12 protein-coding genes are annotated in these 15,973 nt (G+C 40.3%); 7 read left to right on the forward strand and 5 right to left on the reverse strand.

Annotated elements, in window-relative coordinates; all coding sequences use genetic code 11:
* The first annotated feature begins 127 nt into the window (after window positions 1-127).
* From trxB to infA, 5 genes are all read left to right on the forward strand, one after another.
* A complete protein-coding gene (gene trxB / locus C7Y70_RS05490; protein WP_087533738.1) occupies window positions 128-1,078 on the forward strand; it encodes a thioredoxin-disulfide reductase in 951 nt (316 codons plus the stop codon).
* 343 nt (window positions 1,079-1,421) lie between these two features.
* Entirely contained in the window at window positions 1,422-4,235 is a 2,814-nt protein-coding gene (locus C7Y70_RS05495) for a bifunctional aconitate hydratase 2/2-methylisocitrate dehydratase (protein WP_135473684.1), read from the forward strand.
* A 123-nt stretch (window positions 4,236-4,358) separates the two neighbouring features.
* The gene (gene aat / locus C7Y70_RS05500; protein WP_135473685.1) at window positions 4,359-5,075 is read left to right on the forward strand and encodes a leucyl/phenylalanyl-tRNA--protein transferase; all 717 of its coding nucleotides are present in this window, start codon (window positions 4,359-4,361) and stop codon (window positions 5,073-5,075) included.
* Window positions 5,068-5,772: an arginyltransferase gene (locus C7Y70_RS05505; protein ID WP_135473686.1), complete on the forward strand. Its 705-nt coding sequence runs from the start codon at window positions 5,068-5,070 to the stop codon at window positions 5,770-5,772. Before aat ends, C7Y70_RS05505 begins: the two co-directional genes overlap by 8 nt.
* 90 nt (window positions 5,773-5,862) lie before the next feature.
* Window positions 5,863-6,081: a translation initiation factor IF-1 gene (gene infA / locus C7Y70_RS05510; protein ID WP_002962494.1), complete on the forward strand. Its 219-nt coding sequence runs from the start codon at window positions 5,863-5,865 to the stop codon at window positions 6,079-6,081.
* 179 nt (window positions 6,082-6,260) lie between these two features.
* Here the strand turns inward: infA and clpA are convergent, their stop codons facing one another.
* Window positions 6,261-8,525 carry an ATP-dependent Clp protease ATP-binding subunit ClpA gene (gene clpA / locus C7Y70_RS05515; RefSeq protein ID WP_099294117.1) on the reverse strand — a complete coding sequence of 755 codons (2,265 nt, stop codon included), beginning with the start codon at window positions 8,523-8,525 and terminating at the stop codon, window positions 6,261-6,263.
* 69 nt (window positions 8,526-8,594) lie between these two features.
* Entirely contained in the window at window positions 8,595-8,903 is a 309-nt protein-coding gene (gene clpS / locus C7Y70_RS05520; protein WP_180270382.1) for an ATP-dependent Clp protease adapter ClpS, read from the reverse strand.
* Window positions 8,904-9,112: 209 nt separating this feature from the next.
* On the opposite strand from clpS, the gene cspD reads away from it, so the two are divergent.
* On the forward strand, window positions 9,113-9,328 hold the full coding sequence (cspD, locus tag C7Y70_RS05525; RefSeq protein WP_099294119.1) for a cold shock domain-containing protein CspD: 216 nt from the start codon (window positions 9,113-9,115) through the stop codon (window positions 9,326-9,328).
* Window positions 9,329-9,796: 468 nt separating this feature from the next.
* Window positions 9,797-12,019, forward strand: a complete 2,223-nt coding sequence (locus C7Y70_RS05530; RefSeq protein ID WP_135473687.1) for an NADP-dependent isocitrate dehydrogenase — start codon at window positions 9,797-9,799, stop codon at window positions 12,017-12,019.
* Between the two features lie 117 nt (window positions 12,020-12,136).
* Here C7Y70_RS05530 and C7Y70_RS05535 read toward each other — a convergent pair whose 3' ends face one another.
* The 3 genes from C7Y70_RS05535 to C7Y70_RS05545 form a co-directional block, all read right to left on the reverse strand.
* A complete protein-coding gene (locus tag C7Y70_RS05535; protein WP_135473688.1) occupies window positions 12,137-13,378 on the reverse strand; it encodes an amidohydrolase family protein in 1,242 nt (413 codons plus the stop codon).
* Between the two features lie 12 nt (window positions 13,379-13,390).
* Window positions 13,391-14,773: an amidohydrolase gene (locus C7Y70_RS05540; RefSeq protein WP_135473718.1), complete on the reverse strand. Its 1,383-nt coding sequence runs from the start codon at window positions 14,771-14,773 to the stop codon at window positions 13,391-13,393.
* A gap of 150 nt (window positions 14,774-14,923) precedes the next feature.
* On the reverse strand, window positions 14,924-15,709 hold the full coding sequence (locus tag C7Y70_RS05545) for a hypothetical protein (RefSeq protein ID WP_135473689.1): 786 nt from the start codon (window positions 15,707-15,709) through the stop codon (window positions 14,924-14,926).
* Window positions 15,710-15,973 lie beyond the last annotated feature (264 nt).

Raw genomic sequence — 15,973 nt, forward strand, 5'->3', positions numbered from 1 at the left:
TAGTACACAATATTTGACAGCTGTGTGATTTGCTCAAAAAAATAATCAGCGCTTTTATTTACTTCCCCCTTGTTTCTCTTAAAATCGGGCACATTAATACGCTATAAAAACGTTTAGGATATAAAACATGAGTGAAGCAAAACATTGTAAGTTATTAATTTTAGGCTCTGGCCCTGCAGGCTACACTGCAGCGGTTTATGCAGCACGTGCTAATTTAAACCCTGTACTTATTACAGGTATGCAGCAAGGTGGACAACTTACAACGACAACTGAAGTTGAAAATTGGCCTGGCGATGCTCATGGTTTAACGGGTCCTGCACTTATGGACCGTATGAAAGAGCATGCTGAACGTTTTGAAACTGAAATCGTGTTTGACCACATCAATAAAGTAGATGTGTCAAAACGTCCATTTACCTTAACAGGTGATCAAGGTACATATACCTGTGATGCGCTAATCATCGCAACCGGCGCGTCAGCTAAATACCTAGGTTTAGAGTCTGAAACAAACTTCCAAGGTCGTGGTGTGTCAGCCTGCGCTACTTGTGACGGCTTTTTCTATAAAGGCCAAAAAGTAGCGGTAGTTGGTGGTGGTAATACAGCCGTTGAAGAAGCGCTTTATTTATCAAATATTGCAGATGAAGTTCATGTTATCCACCGTCGTGACAGCTTCCGTAGTGAAAAAATACTAGCGGACCGTCTAGCTGAAAAAGCAGCAAACGGCAATGTGGTTCTGCATTACAACCGCACACTAGACGAAGTACTTGGCGACCAAATGGGCGTAACTGGTATTCGTATTAAAGATGCAAATTCAGATGCCACTGAGGAACTTGATTTAGCAGGTGTATTCATTGCAATCGGTCACAAACCAAATACCGACATGTTTGTTGACCAACTTGAAATGAAAGACGGCTATTTAGTTGTTGAATCAGGCTTAAACGGCAACGCAACTCAAACAAGCGTACCGGGTGTTTTTGCAGCTGGTGATGTGTCTGACCACATTTATCGCCAAGCAATTACCTCTGCTGGTACCGGCTGCATGGCAGCATTAGACGCAGAGCGCTTTTTAGATAATCTTTAATTTAGACTCTAAATTTACTAAAGGCTGATTTTTCAGCCTTTTTTATTTCTAAATAAAATTTTTAATTGCCACATTAATTTCACAATGGATATAGCCCAATATACATATTGTAACTTCGGCCATTCACGAGATTTATAGTGAAGATTCATTTTATATAATATAATTAATGGTGGAAGTGCGGTAGGATCTAAAGCCGTGCAATGATTACCGTCAAAGTAACGCAAGTAAAACGAACTATAATTATAGTTGGGCATAAAAGCTTTGTTCATTTGGGCATTACTCGTAACTGAAAATCAGTTAAAATGCTCAGCTTCATATCAAGTAAATATACCGAGAGTTTTCTATGAGTTTGTATACACAATATATGGAAGAAATCCAAACCCGTAAAACGGAACTTGGATTAAACCCAAAACCAATCGACAGCGCAGATTTATTATCTGAATTAATTGCTCAAATAAAAGATACCAATAATGAGCACCGTAAAGATTCTTTGCATTTCTTTATTTTCAATACATTACCAGGAACAACAAGTGCAGCGGGCGTTAAAGCACAGTTTTTAAAAGAAATCATCCTTGGTGAAGAAGTAGTAAAAGAAATCACTCCAGACTTTGCATTTGAGCTTCTTTCACACATGAAAGGCGGTCCTTCAATTGAAATGCTACTTGATTTAGCATTTGGTGATGACGCTAAAATCGCAGCTCAGGCTGCTGAAGTTCTTAAAACACAAGTATTTTTATACGATGCAGATATGGCGCGTATTAAAGCGGCATACGAAGCAGGCAATGCCATTGCTAAAGAATTATTAGAAAGCTTCGCAAAAGCTGAATTCTTTACAAAATTACCTGATATCGAAGAAAAAATTGAAATTGTTACGTACATCGCTGGTGAAGGTGACATCTCAACAGATTTACTATCTCCTGGTAACCAAGCGCACTCTCGTGCTGACCGTGAATTACATGGTAAATGCATGATCACACCTGAAGCACAACAAGAAATTGTTGAGCTGCAAAAGAAACACCCTAATGCTAAAGTAATGCTGATTGCTGAAAAAGGCACAATGGGTGTTGGTTCATCGCGTATGTCAGGTGTTAATAACGTAGCATTATGGGCTGGTAAACAAGCAAGTCCTTATGTTCCTTTCATCAACATCGCCCCTGTTGTTGCGGGTACTAACGGTATCGCACCCATATTTTTAACCACAGTTGATGTAACCGGTGGTATTGGTCTTGACCTTAAAAACTGGGTTAAAAAAATCGATGCTGATGGTAATACAGTGACTGATGCAAACGGTGATGCTGTTCTTGAAGAAGCATACTCAGTTGCAACAGGGACTGTTTTAACAATCGATACTAAAGAGAAAAAGCTTTATAACGGTGATAAAGAGCTTGTTGATGTATCATCAGCATTTACTCCACAAAAAGTTGAGTTTATGCGAGCGGGTGGTTCTTACGCAGTTGTATTCGGTAAGAAAATCCAAACATTTGCTGCTGAAACACTGGGCATTGATACTCCGCTTGTTTATGCACCTTCAAAAGAAATTTCACATGAAGGCCAAGGTTTAACTGCGGTTGAAAAAATCTTTAACCGTAACGCCGTAGGTGTACTATCAGATACACCTCTTCACGCAGGTTCAAATGTTCGCGTTAAAGTAAACATTGTTGGTTCGCAAGATACAACGGGCCCAATGACATCTCAAGAGCTTGAAGCGATGGCTGCTTCAACGATTTCACCTCTTGTTGATGGTGCATATCAGTCTGGTTGTCATACTGCGTCAGTATGGGATAGCAAAGCGCAAGCAAATATTCCAAAACTAATGGCGTTTATGAATAAGTTTGGTCTTATCACTGCACGTGACCCGAAAGGCGTTTACCATGCAATGACTGACGTTATCCATAAAGTACTAAACGACATTACCATTGACGATCGTGCAATCATCATTGGTGGTGATTCACATACTCGTATGTCAAAAGGTGTTGCGTTTGGTGCCGATTCTGGAACTGTTGCTGTTGCACTTGCAACGGGCGAATCAGCGATGCCAATTCCTGATTCAGTTAAAGTGACCTTTAAAGGCAAAATGGCTAAGCACATGGATTTCCGTGATGTGGTACATGCAACGCAAGCGCAAATGCTGAAGCAATTTGGTGGCGAGAACGTGTTCCAAGGTCGTATCATTGAAGTTCATATTGGTACTTTGATGGCTGACCAAGCGTTTACCTTCACTGACTGGACTGCAGAAATGAAAGCGAAAGCGTCAATCTGTATTTCAAACGACGAAACATTGATCAAGTCAATTGAACTTGCTAAAACACGCATTCAAATCATGATCAATAAAGGCATGGATAACGAAGCACAAACGCTGCAAGGTCTTATCGACTTAGCTGACAAGCGTATTGCGGGCATCCAATCTGGTGAAGAGCCGGCTCTATCTCCAGATGATAACGCTAAATACCACGCTGAAGTTGTGGTTGATTTAGACCAAATCGTTGAGCCAATGATTGCCGATCCAGACGTAAATAACGATGATGTATCTAAGCGTTATACGCACGATGTGATCCGCCCTGTTTCTTTCTACAATGACAAGCCTGTTGATTTAGGCTTTGTTGGTTCGTGCATGGTGCACAAAGGCGATATGAAAATTATTGCTCACATGCTACGTAACCTAGAAAAGAAAAACGGTTCAATTGAATTTAAAGCACCATTAGTTGTTGCGCCACCAACATATAACATTGTTGATGAGCTTAAAGCTGAAGGCGATTGGGATATCCTAGCTAAGTACGCTGGTTTTGAGTTTGACGATGCAAAACCTAAAACAGCGGCACGTACTAAGTATGAGAACATCTTATACCTAGAACGCCCAGGTTGTAACTTATGTATGGGTAACCAAGAGAAAGCAGAACCAGGCGATACCGTTATTGCAACGTCAACACGTCTTTTCCAAGGCCGTGTAGTAGCCGATACATCTGAGAAAAAAGGTGAATCATTGCTAGGTTCTACGCCACTGGTAGTACTTTCTACTGTGCTTGGTCGTTTCCCTACTATGGAAGAGTATCAGTCTTCAGTTGAAGGCATTGATCTAACATCATTCACACCAGTAGAAGAAGCAATGACAACTAAATATGATGCTGCGCAAGCAGTACCAGTTAAAGTTGTTAGCTAATTAGATTGATTAAAGTAAGCGCGTTTTTATAACGCGCTTTTTTTATGTCTAAAATTTGTTGTTTGTGATTTTAAAGCAACAAGTTACAATTTATTTGCTCATGTAATAATTAGAAACGATGATATGACAAAGCAACTCTATCAATTATCCCAAGACCAGTTTAATTTTCCTGATCCTCAGCATGCTCTCGATGATCCAGATGGCCTGCTAGCTGTAGGAGGCTGTTTATCTGTTGCGCGGTTAAAAAACGCTTATAGTCAGGGGATTTTTCCGTGGTTTGGTGACTACGAGCCAATTATGTGGTGGTCGCCGAGTGAGCGTGGCATTATCGAGCTTACTGATTTTCATGTCAGTAAGAGTTTGCGTAAGCATTTACGTAAAAACCCCGTTACGGTAACGGTTAACACCGCTTTTGATGAGGTGATTGAAGCATGCCAACAACAACGGATTGACGTTGAAGGTACGTGGATCACAGATGATATGCTCAATGCCTATAAACAAGCCCATTTAGACTCTCTAGCCCACAGTGTTGAGGTGTGGGATGACGGCAGCCTTGTTGGTGGTTTGTACGGCATAATGCAAACTGGGGTGTTCTGTGGCGAGTCTATGTTCCATCATCAGGCCAATTGTTCAAAGCTTGCAATGTGGGCGCTGGTGAATTGGCTAAAACGCCACGACGCTCATTTCATTGATTGCCAACTGGAAAATCCCTATTTATTGTCTTTAGGTGAAAAAGTTGTACCTAGATCTGATTTTTTAACTAAACTTGAACAAGCAGCAAGTTACAAAATTCCAACTACTATGTGGCAAGCCCAGGAGCTTACGGCAATTTATGACTGAACATCTTCCAGCACGTTTAGGCTTGAGCCAACAATTTGATTGCAGTTATTTAGGCGACCGCCAAGAGCAATTACTGGTTATTTTAGACCCAAGTTGTTACAGCAGTAGTAAATTTGAATCGTTACTTGGTTTAGGCTTTCGCCGCAGTGGTGACCAAATTTACCGCCCTCACTGCCCAGCATGCAGTGCTTGCAAGTCTGTACGTGTTTTAGCTCAGGACTTTTCGCCATCAAAATCGCAAAAACGTAAACTTAATAAAGCAAAAACACACTTTACAATAAAATATTCAGAGCAAGAGCGCCCCGAATATTATCCACTCTATAGCAAATACATCACCGAACGCCACCAGAATGGTTCGATGTTTCCACCTGAACAATCACAGTATCAAAGCTTTTTATTTTGTCATTGGCTGCCCATTACCTTTATTGAGCTTTGGGATGATGAGACACTGGTTGCGGTTGCGGTAACTGACTGTATGAACAAGGCTATATCTGCTATTTATACTTTTTTTGACCCTGACTATGAGCACTTCAGTGTAGGCACTTTAATGATCTTAGAACAAATAAAGTTCGCACAAACGTTTAATAAAGAATATGTCTATTTAGGTTACCAAATAGACGAATGCGCTAAAATGCGATACAAAACACAGTTTTTACCTGCCGAAAATAGAGTTGGAGACATCTGGCTGGCCATTTAATTTACAAAAATAGCCGCTGTAGCTTTACTTATTGGTGTATTTTGGGCAAAATCTGCATCGTTTAACTATTAAAGAGGTGTTACGCTAAACATGGCGAAAGAAGACGTAATCGAAATGCAAGGAACGGTCCTTGATACTTTACCAAATACAATGTTCCGAGTTGAGCTTGAAAATGGTCACGTAGTAGTGGCTCACATTTCAGGTAAAATGCGTAAAAATTATATTCGTATTTTAACCGGCGATAAAGTTACCGTAGAAATGACCCCATACGATTTATCGAAAGGTCGCATCGTATTCCGTGCTCGCTAAGTTAGTGCGTTAACGAAATATCAAGTTTTTAGCTAAGTTGATTAAGTAACTTAGTTACTTGCTACATTAGCTTTAAGCGTTTATTAAATGTAATAGAAAGCAATTCGCTGACTATTACATTTAATAAACAAAAAGCCCAGCATATGCTGGGCTTTTTGTTGTCTGCATAATTGCTGTGATTATGCTGGTGTTAAATCGGTTTCAAAATCAAAACGCAATTTTTTATCTTTCAGTGACACTTTAACAGTGCCCCCTTCAATTAACTCACCAAACAAAATCTCATTAGCCAATGGCTTTTTAAGCTGCTCTTGAATAACACGCCCCATTGGTCGTGCACCCATTGCTTTATCATAACCTTGGTCCGCTAACCATTCACGCGCTTTAGATGTAAGCTCAAGGTTAACCGATTTTTTATCAAGCTGAGCTTGCAGCTCAACAATAAACTTATCGACTACTAATAAGATCACATCACGCTCTAGGTGGTTAAACCAAATAATATTATCTAAGCGGTTTCTAAACTCAGGTGAGAATACTTTGTTGATCTCGCTCATTGCATCATGAGAATGGTCTTGCTCAGTAAAACCAATCGACTTACGCACAGTCTCTTGCACCCCAGCATTTGTTGTCATGACCACCACCACGTTTCTAAAGTCCGCTTTACGGCCATTATTATCAGTTAACGTACCGTGGTCCATTACCTGTAATAAAATGTTGTAGATATCAGAGTGGGCTTTTTCTATTTCATCAAGCAGCACAACTGAATGTGGGTTTTTAATAACCGCTTCAGTGAGCAGGCCACCTTGTTCAAAACCAACATAGCCAGGAGGTGCACCAATTAAACGGCTAACTGCATGACGCTCTACATACTCAGACATATCAAAACGAATAAACTCAACGCCCATGCATTTAGCAAGCTGTTTAGTGACCTCTGTTTTACCTACACCAGTTGGCCCTGCAAACAAGAACGAACCAACCGGTTTGTCTTCATTTGATAAACCTGAGCGGGATAAGCGAATAGCAGAAGTAAGCGCATCAATTGATTGATCTTGACCAAACACCAACATTTTGAGGTTACGATCAAGGTTTTTAAGCGTTTCTTTATCGCTCGATGACACACTTTGCTGCGGAATACGCGCCATTTTGGCGACAATGGATTCTATATCCGCTACACCAATGGTTTTTTTACGTTTAGAACTAGGCTGTAAACGTTGATTCGCACCAGCTTCATCAATCACATCAATGGCTTTATCCGGGAGATGGCGCTCATTAATGTATTTAGCACTAAGCTCAGCCGCCGCTTTTAACGCTTTTTGTGTATAACGAATACCATGATGTTCTTCGTAACGCTCTTTTAAGCCATTGAGAATTTTGGTGGTATCAGCCACGCTTGGCTCAAGGACATCAATCTTTTGGAAACGACGAACAAGAGCACGGTCTTTTTCAAAGATGTTTTTGTATTCGTTATAAGTTGTAGAACCCATACAACGCAGTTTACCACTTGATAATAACGGCTTAAGTAAGTTAGAAGCGTCCATAACGCCACCAGAGGCCGCTCCAGCACCAATTATGGTATGAATCTCATCGATAAATAAAATTGCACCTGGTTGCGCCTGAAGCTCTTTAAGCAAAGCTTTAAAACGCTTTTCAAAGTCGCCACGGTATTTTGTACCGGCAAGTAGCGCGCCCATATCTAACGAATAAACGACTGCATCAGCTATTACGTCGGGTACTTGTTCGTTTACAATGCGATACGCAAGGCCTTCGGCAATGGCGGTTTTACCCACCCCTGCTTCACCAACTAGTAACGGGTTATTCTTTTTACGACGACATAAAACTTGAACTGTACGCTCGACTTCGTTATCTCGACCAACAAGGGGGTCTATGTTTCCTTCCTTTGCTTGGACATTTAAATTAGTGGTGAAGTTATCAAGCTTTGAAGGTTCTTCCCCTTGCACTTCTTGCACTTCTTCGTGAATATCATCTGCCTCTTCACCACCAATGTCATCGTCTGACTTGCCGATACCATGTGAAATAAAATTCACAATATCTAAACGAGAAACATCTGATTTTTTCAGTAAATAAACAGCTTGGCTTTCTTGTTCGGAAAAAATAGCCACGAGCACGTTTACTCCAGTGACTTCGTTTTTTCCCGACGACTGCACATGGAATACTGCACGTTGTAACACTCGCTGAAAACCAAGAGTAGGCTGCGTTTCACGCTCCTCTTCTAAATCGGGAATTACTGGCGTTGTTTCGTCAATAAATTCTGATAGCTCTGTTTTTAGCGCTGCCATATCAATTGAACACGCATTTAGCGCCTCACTTGCAGACGGGTTATCTAGTAGCGCGAGCAAAAGGTGCTCTACGGTCATAAATTCATGACGGCGAGTGCGTGCTTCACGAAATGCCGCATTTAAAGTTAGTTCTAAATCTTTGTTTAGCATTGGCAACCCCTTAATGAGATATTAATTATATACCGTTGTGATGGGTATTTTGTTCACCCTACCTTGGTATTATTCCTGCTCACAACTACATAGCAGTGGATGCTCGTTATCACGTGCATAACGGTTTACTTGTTCAACTTTTGTTTGTGCTACATCTGCAGTGTAAACGCCACAAATTGCACGCCCGTTTTGATGAACTTGAAGCATCACATCTGTTGCTCTATCGCTATCCATATTAAAAAACGTCACAAGTACTTCTATTACGAAGTCCATTGGCGTGTAGTCATCATTATTTAAAATGACTTTATATTTTCGCGGTGGTTGTAGCTTTTGCTTTTCACTATCGCGAACTGTGTCTAAAACACCTGAATCTTTCATGCCACTCATAATTAAATATAGTCTTGTCTTTGGAACTCAAGCAAACTTGAATAAAAAAATAAATAAAATGTTAAAAAATAGTTTAAATCACTTGACTGATAGTATAAATAAACTACAGTCAGGTATAGATTGATTAAACCTTAGTCAGTCTATCAAATTATACGGTTTAGAATAACTAAATTAGTCAACTTATAGAAGGATGTAGAAGTATGGCTTGTGGTAAAGTCAAATGGTTCAATAACGCCAAAGGTTTTGGTTTCATCGTAGAAGACGGCTGCGAGAATGATATTTTCGCTCATTACTCAACGATTGTAATGGACGGATATAAAACACTTAAAGCTGGTCAAGATGTAACATTCGAATTACAGCAAGGTCCTAAGGGCCTGCACGCGACTAATATTGCTCCTAACGAAGAGTTAGCGTAGTTGTTACAGAAGTTCGACACTACAAGCGAGCGTTCTGAAAAGTTCCTCGCTTAACCCCCCTCTTTTTTAATATTCAATTTCGCATTAACCATTATTTTTTAACTAACAAAACGGTTAAAACCCTCTAAAACTCTTGAATTATTGCCCAATCGCCCCAATAGTGTATTTGTTATGATATTTCAGGCAATGTTGGCTCGCCCTTAACGACGAGTACTCTAGCCCTTTTACGCCAATCTTGGTACACTCTGACAGCTTAAAATTTGCATTTATATGCTATTAAAGCTCATAACACTATGCTAATGGCTAATTTATTTATCGCCAATAAAAGCATATAAATACGCATTCACAGTCCGTCAGGTGTGGTTATTGATTTGCAGTATTAACACCTAACAGACTGATCATTGCCAACAGGTGATGATATTCTTGCATTGTTGAATATGGCTTTATGCCTACTATCTAGGAATGATGATGACATCAAAAATTATCTATACTAAAACAGACGAAGCTCCGGCACTCGCAACATACTCTTTACTACCAATTATCCAAGCATACACGAATGCCGCTGGTGTTGAAGTTGAAACACGTGACATCTCACTTGCTGGTCGCGTAATTGCTAACTTCCCTGAGTATTTAACACAAGAGCAGCGCATTGGCGATGCACTTGCTGAGCTTGGTGAGCTTGCTAAGACACCTGAAGCTAACATCATCAAATTACCGAATATCAGTGCATCTGTTCCACAGTTACGTGCTGTTATCAAAGAATTACAAGAAAAAGGGTATGCGCTTCCAGAATACCCAGCTGAACCAAAAACAGACGAAGAAAAAGCAATTCAAGCGACTTACGATAAAATCAAAGGCAGTGCAGTAAACCCTGTATTGCGTGAAGGTAATTCAGATCGTCGTGCACCAGGCTCTGTTAAAGAGTATGCACGTAACAACCCACATTCAATGGGTGCATGGAGCAAAGAGTCTGCTTCTTATGTTGCAAGCATGAGCGAAGGCGATTTCTTTGGTTCTGAGCAATCAGTAACTGTTGATGAAGCAACAGATGTTCGCATTGAGCACGTTGCTAAAAATGGTGATGTGTCTGTACTTAAGGCAAGTACACCACTCCTTGCTGGCGAAGTCATTGATGCTTCTTCTATCAATGCAACTAAATTACAAGCTTTCTTAGAGGCTGAAATTCAAGCTGCAAAAGAAAAAGGCGTATTGTTTTCATTACACATGAAAGCAACCATGATGAAAGTATCTGATCCAATCATCTTTGGTCACGCTGTTAAAGTATTCTACAAAGACGTATTTGCAAAACACGGTGAGTTATTTGAAGAGCTAGGTGTTGATGTAAATAATGGCCTTGGCGATGTGTATTCTAAAATCCAATCTTTAGATGATGCAAAACGCGCTGAAATCGAAGCTGATATTCAAGCTGTATACTCAAACCGCCCTGCTATCGCGATGGTTGATTCAGACCGTGGTATCACTAACTTACACGTTCCAAGTGATGTGATCATCGATGCATCAATGCCAGCAGCTATCCGTTCAAGCGGTCAAATGTGGAATAACGATGGTAAATTACAAGATACCAGTTTTGTAATTCCAGATCGTTGTTATTCAAGTGTTTACCAAGCAACTATCGATTTCTGTAAAGAGCACGGTGCATTCGATCCAACGACTATGGGTAGCGTGCCAAATGTTGGCCTTATGGCGCAAAAAGCAGAAGAGTACGGCTCACACGACAAAACATTCGAAGCTAAAGCTGACGGTGTAATTCGTGTTGTTGATGCTAACGGTAATACGTTACTAGAGCACAGTGTAGAGCAAGGCGATATCTGGCGCATGTGTCAGGTTAAAGATGCACCAATCCAAGATTGGGTAAAACTTGCCGTAAACCGTGCTCGCGCAACAGGTAACCCTGCTATCTTCTGGCTTGATGAAAACCGTGCACATGATGCGCAAATCATCAAAAAAGTAAATGCATATTTACCAAACCACGACACTGATGGTCTTGATATCCAAATTTTAGCACCACTTGAAGCGACTCTGTTTTCACTAGCGCGTATTAAAGAAGGTAAAGACACTATCTCAGTTACGGGTAATGTATTACGTGATTACCTTACTGATTTATTCCCAATTCTTGAGCTTGGAACAAGTGCAAAAATGCTTTCAATCGTTCCACTTATGAATGGCGGTGGTTTATTTGAAACAGGCGCTGGCGGTTCTGCACCTAAGCACGTTCAACAGTTCGAAAAAGAAAATCACTTACGTTGGGATTCTTTAGGTGAATTCTTAGCCTTGTCTGCTTCACTAGAACATTTAGCCGTGAATGCTGGCAACAAGAAAGCACAAGTACTTGCTGATACGTTAGATAAAGCAACAGGTACTTTCCTTGCTGAAAACAAATCGCCTTCACGTAAAGTAAAAGAAATTGATAACCGTGGTTCTCACTTCTTCTTATCTTTATTCTGGGCTCAAGAGCTTGCTAAACAAGATGATGATTCAGAGCTTAAAGCTCAGTTCACTCAAATTGCTAGCGACTTAGAAGCACAAAAAGAGCAGATCGTATCTGAACTTAATGACGTACAAGGTGTATCTATGAACGTAGGTGGTTATTTCCAACCTAACGATTCATCGGCATTTGATGCAATGCGTCCAAGTGCAACATTTAACGATATTCTATCTAAACTAGTTTAATCGTTAAATAGTATAAAAGGCGCTCAATGAGCGCCTTTTTTGTGCCTAAAATAAATCAGGCACTTTGCAATACGCATAAAAAAAGCCGCTAAAGCGGCTTTTTAAACTAACTAAACACTATTTAGTGTATGCGCGTGGCATCTGTGAATCAGTCGTATAACGCTCACGTAGTTTATCTTGACGTGCTTCAGTTGACACTTCTTCACCATTAATAAACATTTTAGTCACGTGACTGTTCAGCTCAAACGGGTCACCATTCCAAATAACTAAATCAGCGGCTTTACCTACAGCAATGCTGCCTGCATTAATACCAAATACATCCGCCACATTAGCGGTAATTGCTTTTAACGCACCTTCTTGAGTCATGCCATATGATACGGCATTACCAGCATCAAAGCGTAACTGATACACGTTATGGCTGCCATCTCCGGCAATCGAAAGTAGTACTTTAACGCCTGCTTTTTCAAGTAAACCTGCATTCGCTAAATGGGCATTTAATGAATCAAAACTACCTGGTAAGTTGTCCATTGAACTCATTATCACAGGGACTTGCGCTTTTGCTAGCTGCTCTTTAACTACAACGGCATCTTGAGCCCCTGCAATCACTAGGTTAAGCGAAAACTGCTCCTTTACTTTTATAAGCTCGATGATGTCTGATGCACGTGATGCACTTACTAATAGTGGCATTTCACCAGCGAGTACTTTAGTTAAAACTTTCTCTTCTGTACTTGGCTTTGCATCATCTTTTTTGTCCTTTTTCTCAGACTTTTGCTGATGTCCACTCAACTTGTCAATTAACGACTTAAGTGACATTGCACGTGAGCCTTTGCGCTGCTCTCCTAAATGAACAACCAATGCAGCTTGTGTTTGTTTAACGCTGTCAAACTCACCACTTAAATCGACTACAGTAGCAAGACCTGCAAAAATGCTGTCACCACCGTGAGGAGTAACTACATCACGCGTAATTCCGCCTTTGCGTGCATATGGGATCAAGCTTGAACGAGGGTTAAACGCAAGGCTTGGATCAAAGTCGATGCCTGCTTTATCATCGCCAGCATCACGAGAACCTGAAACAGCGCCTACTTCAACTAAACCGAGTTGATTCATGCTGCCAATGAAACCAGCTGTGATGATTTGTCCTTTTGCATCAACAATATTATCAGCTTCAACTTTTTCAGGGTTTATTGCTGTAATTTTGCCTTCGTCAAATACAATGCTAGCGCCATTTAATACGCCCTGCTCTGTCGATGTATGCACCGTGGCATTAATAATTGCGAACGATTCAGCATTCGCAGCGGTACTCGCCAATAAACCAGCAGCAACTAGCGAGAGCGAAAATGAGTGTGTTAATTTTGTCATTCTAGTTACTCCTTATTTTTGACCTAACATGAAATCGCTTTGCGCTTGGAACGTGGCATCATCACGGTCATACACTTTGGCACCATCTATAAATACCTGTTCAGCTTTTGCGTAAACACTGAAAGGGCTTTGATTCCAAATAACAACATCACCTTGTTTACCTGCTTCAAGCGAGCCTGTTTTATCATCAATACCGAGCGATTTTGCTGCATTTACAGTGATCCACTTAATTGCATGCGCTTCAGAGATATCAAAACCGTTATCATTTGCGCGGAACATTACTTTGCCCGCTTCTTGGTTAAGGCGTTGAATTGTTGTATCTGAATCAGAGTGAACAACTGCACATGAGTTTTTAACTGCATCAACAATCGCAACGTTTTCTTGAACCATGTCGTAGGCTTCCATTTTAAAGCCCCACCAATCTGGCCACAGTGCAGCGCAAGAACCATTTTCTGCTAGTAAATCAGCAATTTTATATGCTTCAATACCATGATGGAATGTACCTGCGTGGTAACCAAACTCTTTAGATAGGTCGATCATCATGGCCATTTCTTCTGCTTTATAGCAGTGGTTATGGATCATCACTTCGCCTTCTAGTACGCCGCGCAATGTGTCGTATTTAATGTCACGATGTGGTACTTCAGGGTTCTTTCCTGCGGCGTAGTCTGAATCGTATTTATCCCACTCACGCTTGTACTCTGCTGCTCCAATCCACGCAGTACGATATCCCGCCATGTTACCCATACGCGTTGATGGTAATACTCCTTTACGACCATAAACGCGTTTAGGGTTTTCACCACATGCCATCTTTAAGCCATAAGGCGCATCAGGAAATTTCATTCCTTGCATTGTATGCGCGGGTACGTTCTTTAAAGTAACGCCACGACCACCAAATAAATTAGCAGAGCCAGGTAGAATTTGTAACGACGTGATACCGCCTTCACGAGCTCGGTTAAAACCAGGGTCTTGTGGCCATACCGAATGCTCAACCCATACTTCAGCTGTATTAGGGCTGGTCATTTCATTACCATCTTGATGGGACTCAACTGACGGGTTTGGATAAGCGCCCAAATGAGAATGCACATCGATTAAACCAGGAGTTACCCACTTGCCCTGCGCATCAATTGTCACGTCAGCGCTGGCAGATAAATCTTTACCCACTTGTTGTACTTTACCATCCACTAATAGCACGTCAGCTTCATCTAAACGCTCACCTGTACCTGTTAAAACAGTAGCATTGGTAATTAAAGTGCTGGTTGATTTAAGAGCTGTGTAGGTACTCGGGTATGGATTTTTATTTATAGTAACTTTTTCGTCTTGAGGACCGTTATCCTGGCAACCCGCTAAAGCGACACCAAGTGCAACGACCAGCAATGAAGGAGCAAATTTTTGCATCATGTTAGTCTCTGTTGTTTTTTTGTTAATGTATATAAATAAACAGTATAAAGCTAAGAAATAAGCTGGATCTGCATTTATTTAAGATGAATGCCATTCCAATGAGCTCTTAATAAATTCATAGCTTTACTTATTAAAATGACACGCAGATTATTTTTTTACATAGTTAGTATAGAGCTTATCCAACGCAGCTTGCGTTGAAAGGCTCGGGTCCTGATTAATAAAATGCTTTACTGTTCGTGTTACAAAATCTGAATTTTGTTTATGCTGTTTTGCAAACTCTTTAATCAAGCAGTTACCATCTTTTGCCGCCGTGACTTTATCGTGGCGATGACGATATTGACTTAGTGCTTTGTTAAAATCACCTTGATAATCTTCAACCAAAATTTTATAAAACTCACTTCGCTGTACTTTTAAAGTATCAATACAATAATTTAAGGCTTGTTTGAAATCGTAAAAAACAGTCCCCTCTACATCAAACTCTGGCGTTTTTTCGCGTACAGTCACTTTTGCTTCTTCTGTTGCGTAACTAAAACCAACAAATGCCATGCGTTCAGAGGCCTCTTTGCCCAGAGCCATCCCCGCTTTTATACTATGTGCAAATTCATCGCTCATCTCAGAAAGCTCATTTTCATGCCACATATTATATACACGTAGTGGCTTTGCATATTTGCTTGCTAATTTCTTTTTTAATTTAGTAAAACGTTCATCAATGGTAAGTAACCGCTCATTATGTAATAGCGCATGACATTCATAACATGCTGCAATACTTATAAAATCAGCATCTTCTCCTAGATCAATCGTGCTTTGTAACATGTGTATAGGGGGGCAATGATCGCGTTCAGTTGCTTCACAACCACAATAAAAACATTGGTTAAAGTTAGTTTGGTTACATGCATAAGCTTGTTGGTAATATTGAAAAACCTTATTACTCACATCATCTCCATTGGGGAGTTAACTATTTATCGCGAATGATAGCAGCCTGAAAAAATATGTCAGCCATCATAAATAATAAAGTGCATTTACTCTAAAGTAAATGGTGTGTAAAACCAATGAAAACAGTATGAAAATAATACAAAAGCAAACAAAAAAATGAAAAATAATATCCAGAAGATGTTTCAAAATACACATTTAAAAATTAATTAATTCAATTGGTTAATCAAGTATTTCAGGGGTGAAATAGTTACTTACATCTTGTCG

This window comes from Pseudoalteromonas sp. KS88, assembly GCF_004766475.1.
Lineage (GTDB): Bacteria > Pseudomonadota > Gammaproteobacteria > Enterobacterales > Alteromonadaceae > Pseudoalteromonas.